The following is a 6,190-nucleotide window of genomic DNA, read 5'->3' as shown; positions in this document are numbered from 1 at the left end:
GTCGGCAGCGAAGGTGTTGGCGGCCAGTACGGACAGGGTCAGGGCGAGGATCAGTTTGGTTTTCATGGTGGTCACTCCAGGTTCGTTGGCGATGTGTCTTGCATGGGTTGAATGCTACGCCAATTAATTTGATTAGAAAGCGCAAAATAATGCTAAAAGCTATCTATTAAATCGATGTTAAGGGCGACGCATATAATCCGCTTCAGCAGTCGGAGCGAACCTTGCGCAGGTCATCGATTCAGTGAGTTCAGGGTGTGGCAAGTGCATTAACGGGTGATTAATCGCAGTTCAATGACAGATTTTTCATACGCTGCCGACCTGTTTTTCACCGCCGCGATGTCAGCTTGCCCCCACGGTTGGCCCCAAGAGTTGGCCGCCATCCTCTGGAGCCTGCGATGAATAAACTGCCTCAAATCACCTTGGCCTTTTGGGTCATGAAGATCTGCGCGACGACCCTGGGTGAAACCGCGGGGGATTTGCTATCGATGACGCTCAATGTCGGTTATGCCATCAGCTCGCTGATTCTGATCAGCGTGTTCGTCCTGACGCTGGTTACACAGCTGATGGCCAAGACCTACAAGCCGCTGCTGTACTGGATCGTGATCCTGTCCACCAGCACGGCGGGCACCACAATGTCCGATTTCATGGATCGCACCCTTGAGTTGGGGTACGCCACCGGGTCGATGATTCTGATTGCGATTTTGTTGGCGATTTTCGCAGCCTGGCGCCTGAGCGGTGATTCGCTCAACGTCACCAAGGTGCAGACCTTTCGCGGCGAGATGTTCTACTGGATGGCGATTCTGTTTTCCAACACCTTGGGCACCGCGCTCGGTGATTACCTGGCCGACGATTCGGGGCTGGGATTTGCTGGCGGCGCATTGCTGATCAGCTCGACCATTGCCGTAGTCGTGCTGCTCAAGTACTTCACCAGGATTTCGTCGGTGGTGTTGTTCTGGATAGCCTTCGTGCTGACACGCCCCCTTGGCGCGACGCTGGGCGACTTGATGACCAAGCCTCATGAGAAAGGGGGGCTGGACTTCGGCACCGTCGGCTCATCGGCGGTGTTGGCGGGGATACTGATCGTGATGATTGCCGGCGCGGCGTATGCGCAGAACCGTTATGGCAACAGGCAGCGTGCGGCTGAGTTGAGCTGATTACCGCGCCGCCGCTCCCACAGGTCCAGCGCAAATCCTGTGGGAGCGAGCCTGCTCGCGATGGGGCCATCACAGTCACCGTTGCAGTGACTGTTAAACCTCGTCAGTCGGTGACGATACGCGAGTGCTTGCGGGTGTCTTTCATGGTGATGTACACCAGCAGCGAGACCGCGATGCACGCCGTCACGTACCAGTAGTAGCCGGTTTCCATGCCGATGCTCTTGAACCATAGCGCGATGTATTCAGCAGTGCCGCCGAAGATCGACACGGTCAGCGCGTAGGGCAGGCCGACACCCAGGGCGCGGATTTCGGTGGGGAACAGCTCGGCTTTGACCACGGCGTTGATCGAGGTGTAGCCGCTGACGATGATCAGCGCGGCCATGATCAGGAAGAACGCGCCCCACCAGGTCTGGATGGTGTGCAGAGTGGTGAGGATTGGCACGGTGCACAGCGTGCCGAGGATGCCGAAGGCAATCAGGATCGGACGGCGCCCGACCTTGTCCGACAACCCGCCGATCACCGGTTGCAGGCACATGAACAGGAACAGCGTGGCGGCGGAAATGGTGGTGGAGTCGGAGATGCTCATGCCGACGGTGTTCACCAGGTATTTCTGCATGTAGGTGGTGTAGGTGTAGAACGCCAGGGTGCCGCCCATGGTCAGGCCGACCACGGTCATCAGTTCCTTGGGGTGGCGCAGCAAGGTGCGCATGGCGCTTTCCTTGGATTTCTCTTTCTTGGTGAACGACTCGGTTTCTTCCATGCCGCGTCGCAGGTACAGCGCCACGATCGCGCACAGGGCACCGATGGCGAACGGGATGCGCCAGCCCCAGGCATACAGTTGTTCGGTGGTGAGGAACTGTTGCAGCACGATCAGCACGCCGAGGGCGATGAGCTGGCCGGAGATCAGGGTCACGTACTGGAAGCTGGAGAAGAAGCCGCGACGTTCCTTGGTCGCCATCTCGCTCAGGTAGGTGGCCGAGGTGCCGTACTCGCCGCCCACCGACAAGCCTTGGAGCAAACGGGCGAACACCAGCAGGACCGGCGCGCCGACGCCGATGGTTTCGTAGCTCGGGCTCAGGGCGATGATCAGCGAGCCGAAGCACATCAGGTACACCGAAGCCATCAATGCGCGTTTACGACCGGCGCGGTCGGCGTACAGGCCCATCAACCACCCGCCGATCGGGCGCATCAGGAAACCCACGGCGAAGATCGCGGCGGTGTTGAGCAGTTGGGCGGTGGTGTCGCCCTTGGGGAAGAAGACTTTGGCGAAGTACAACGAGAAAGCGGCGTAGACGTACCAGTCATACCACTCGACCATGTTGCCGACCGAGCCGCTGAAGATCGATTTGATCCGGCTGGTGGTGGTTCTTTCACGGGCGGGCGCGGCGGCCGACCCAATGGGCAGGGCGTTGGAGTTATCCATTGAAGGATCCTTCGTTTAATTGTTTTTGTGGAGCGCGTGGGAACGCAGCCTGACAGGGCTATAGCAGGAGCTGTGCCAGCGGCTGGAGGGCCGGGCTAGAGGGGTTTACGGCGCTGGGTGAGCGGAAATCCGCTCATTGTGGCTGCGGGTGTGGGCGGGAATCCGCTTATGCGGGGGTGGATGTGCTGTTTGTACCGGCGCCATCGCGAGCAGGCTCGCTCCCACATTTTGGCCGGTGTACAGATGACCCTGTGGGAGCGGGCTTGCTCGCGAAAGCGGTGTGTCAGCCCATTCAATACCGACTGACTCGACGCCTTCGCGAGCAAGTCCGCTCACACATTTGTCCGGCGTACATATCACCCTGTGGGAGCGAGCCTGCTCGCGATGAGGCCGGTACAGACACAGCAAATTCAGCAGCCCTACAAAAACATCTCCCGACTCAACCCATGCCGTTGCATCTTTTCATTGAAGGTGCGGCGCGGCAGTTGCAGTTCTTCGAGCACCGCTTTCACATCCCCTTTGTGCCGCGTCAGGGCGGCGCGCAGGCATTGGGCTTCGAAGGCTTCCTGTTGGGCGGCGAGGGACTGGCCAGGCTCCGTATCCAGGGGCTGCGATTGATCCAGTCCCAATACCTGACGCTCGGCGACGTTGGCCAGTTCGCGCACGTTGCCTGGCCAGTCGTGGCTGAGCAGGTGGCTCAATTGCGGGCCGCTCAGGGGCGCGGCGATGCGGCCCAGGCGTTCGGCGGCGCTGTGGGTGAAGTGTTCGAACAGCAGGGGAATGTCCTCGCGGCGTTCACGTAGCGGCGGCAAGCGCAGCTCGGCGACGTTCAGGCGATAGGCCAGGTCTTCGCGGAACCGCCCGGCCCGGGCTTCGTCCAGCAGGTCGGGCTTGGTGGCGGCGATGATGCGCAGGTCCACCGGGATGCTCTGGTTGGAGCCCAGGCGTTCAAGTTTCTGCTCTTGCAACACCCGTAGCAGCTTGACCTGCTGGGCCAGGGGCATGCTCTCTATTTCGTCGAGAAACAGTGTGCCGCCGTCGGCGTATTCGAGCTTGCCGATGCGCTTGCCCTGGGCGCCGGTGAAGGCGCCGCTTTCGTGGCCAAACAGCTCCGCCTCGAACAGCGCTTCGGGAATGGCCGCGCAGTTCAACGCGACGAAGGGTTTGCTCGCCCTCGGGCCGAAGTCGTGCAGGCAACGGGCGACCAATTCCTTGCCGCTGCCGGTTTCGCCACGGATCAACACATTGACCGGCAGCGCTGCCAAGTCCAGCACCTGGCGTCGCAGGTTTTGCAGTGCCCGCGACACACCCAGCAGCGTCCCGTCGAGCCGGGCCCGAGCGTCGGCCTGCTCATGCAGGCGTCGGTTTTCCAGGACCAGGGTGCGCTTGTCCAGGGCCCGGCGCAGGCTGCCGAGCAAGGCTTCGGGGCTGAAGGGTTTCTCCAGGAAATCGTAGGCACCGTCGCGCATGGCCTCCACGGCCATCGGTACATCGCCATGGCCGGTGAGCAGAATCACTGGCAGGTCCGGATCGCGCCGCTGCACTTCGGCCAGCAATTCCAGGCCGCTGAGCCCGGGCATGCGCACGTCGCTGAGGATCACCCCGGGGAAATGTTCCGGCAACTTTGCCAGGCATTCGTCGGCGCGGCTGAACAGCTGCACCTGGAACCCCGACAGGCTCAACCATTGCTCGACGGCACTGCGAATGCTGCCTTCGTCATCAACGACCATGACTGAATCAAGCATGCAGTTGAGCCTCCTGATCAATGGGCAAGGTCACGCAGAATACCGCGCCGTGCTCATGGTTGTCCGCGCTCAGGCGGCCACCGGATTCATGAATGATCGCAAACGAAACCGCCAGGCCCAAGCCCAGGCCATCTCCCACGGCCTTGGTGGTGAAAAACGGATCGAATACCTGGGCCAGGTGTTCCTCGGCGATGCCGGTACCGCTGTCACTGACGGTCAGGCGCCACAATTGATCGTCGGCTTCCAGACGCACTTCCAGGCGCTTGATAGGTTGGCCGACCATGGCGTCGAGGGCGTTGCGCAGCAGGTTGATCAACACCTGTTCGAGGCGGATCGCATCGCCGCGCACCCACGCCGGGCGAGTCAGGTGCAGCACGGTGCTGACCTGTTCGTCGCGCAGGCGCGTGTCCAGCAATTGCAGCGCCTGGTCCACCACCGCCGCCAGGTCCAGGCGTTCGCGCAGGCCGCTGGGGCTTTTGCGGGCGAACGTCTTCAGGTGGCCGGTGAGGGCGGCCATGCGGGTCAGCATGTCGTCCACCGGCTTGAGGGCCTTGTAGGCGTCATCGACCCGACCGTGATCCAGCAGCAAGCGCAGGGTTGCCAGTTGCATGCGCTGGGCGGTCAAGGGCTGGTTGATTTCATGGGCCAGGGCCGCCGACATCTGCCCCAGCGCCGCCAGCTTGGCCGATTGCACCAGCCCGTCCTGGGCCGTGCGCAGATCCCGGGTGCGTTCTTCCACCAGACGTTCGAGTTCTTCGCGGCTGCGCTGGCGCAGTTTTGCCAGGCGCCAGCGTTGGTTGAGAAACAGCAGCAGAAACACCAGCGCCAGCCACAACCCGGCGGCGGCGAGCCCGGCGTTGCGACGGTCTTCGAAAGCGATCTGCGGTCGGCGCAGCAAGTGCAGCGTCCAGCCTTCGGCGGTCAGCGGCAAGGACTCCCACAGGTAGTCGGACGAGCCATCGGGGGTCTCGACCCGGGCCAGATGGCTATTGTCATCGAAGCGCCGCAGCGACTCATAGGCTAGCGGTTGCAAGGGTTGTTTGTCGTATTGGCGGGTGGCCTTGAGCTCGGCGCGGTCGCTGTCGCTCAATGGCTGCAAGTGACGATAACGCCAGCCTGGGCGATTGGCGATGAAGATGATGCCCCGGGCATCGCTGACCAACAGGGTGTCGCTGCCCTGGCGCCATTCACGCTCGATCTCGGGAAACTCCAGCTTCACGACCATGGCGCCAAGGAATTCGCCGTTGTCGCCCGTCACTGCGCTGGAAAGGAAATACCCCGGGATGCCGCTGGTCACGCCCACCGCATAAAAACGCCCGGTGCCCTGGGTGCGGGTCTGGAGGAAATAGGGACGAAAACCATAATTATGCCCGACATAGCTGCTGGGCAGGCGCCAGTTGCTGGCCGCGACGGCCAGGCCGGTGTGGTCGAGCAGTTCCAGGGTGGATGACTGTGCGGCGCCATTGATCTGTTCCAGCTTGCGGTTCAGCGCGTCCTGCTGCGCTGCACTGACAGGACCCTTGAGGGCCGAGCGCAATTCCGGGTCCAGCGCCAGCACGGCGGGCAGGGCGCGGTAACGTTCGATCAGGGTGTGCAGCGAAGTGGCGTACAGCGCCAGTTGCTGGTTTGCACGGCTGGCATCTTCCTCCAGCGCCGCGCGTTCGGCATGGCGTACGGCGAAAGTGGCGGCAACCACCGCGCCGGTGAGGATCAGCAAGGTGTACAACGACAGGCGCAAGGTACGGGTAGTTGGCAGCATGCTGGCGTAAACCAGTGGAAAGTCGGGCGGGCACGATAGCATGGCAGATCCAACAGGGATGCAAGATGACCCACCGCCATCGCGAGCAGGCTCGCTCCCACAAGGGATC

At 62.0% G+C, this 6,190-nt stretch carries 4 protein-coding genes; 1 reads left to right on the top strand and 3 read right to left on the bottom strand.

All coding sequences use genetic code 11. The features are described 5' to 3' along the window. Positions 1-395 precede the first annotated feature (395 nt). Positions 396-1,154, top strand: a complete 759-nt coding sequence (locus AC30D9_RS29345) for a COG4705 family protein (RefSeq protein ID WP_109753771.1) — start codon at positions 396-398, stop codon at positions 1,152-1,154. 103 nt (positions 1,155-1,257) lie between these two features. Here AC30D9_RS29345 and AC30D9_RS29340 read toward each other — a convergent pair whose 3' ends face one another. From AC30D9_RS29340 to AC30D9_RS29330, 3 genes are all read right to left on the bottom strand, one after another. After that, positions 1,258-2,577: an MFS transporter gene (locus tag AC30D9_RS29340; protein ID WP_490145372.1), complete on the bottom strand. Its 1,320-nt coding sequence runs from the start codon at positions 2,575-2,577 to the stop codon at positions 1,258-1,260. Positions 2,578-2,996: 419 nt separating this feature from the next. After that, the gene (locus tag AC30D9_RS29335) at positions 2,997-4,322 is read right to left on the bottom strand and encodes a sigma-54-dependent transcriptional regulator (protein WP_490145371.1); all 1,326 of its coding nucleotides are present in this window, start codon (positions 4,320-4,322) and stop codon (positions 2,997-2,999) included. After that, on the bottom strand, positions 4,315-6,081 hold the full coding sequence (locus AC30D9_RS29330) for a sensor histidine kinase (protein WP_134926684.1): 1,767 nt from the start codon (positions 6,079-6,081) through the stop codon (positions 4,315-4,317). The genes AC30D9_RS29335 and AC30D9_RS29330 overlap by 8 nt, the downstream gene beginning before the upstream one ends. Between the last annotated feature and the right edge of the window lie 109 nt (positions 6,082-6,190).

The sequence above is a fragment of the Pseudomonas sp. DF11 genome, assembly GCF_058148565.1.
The sequence above is the reverse complement of the archived record's forward strand: the minus strand, read 5'-3'. Positions and strand labels throughout refer to the sequence as shown.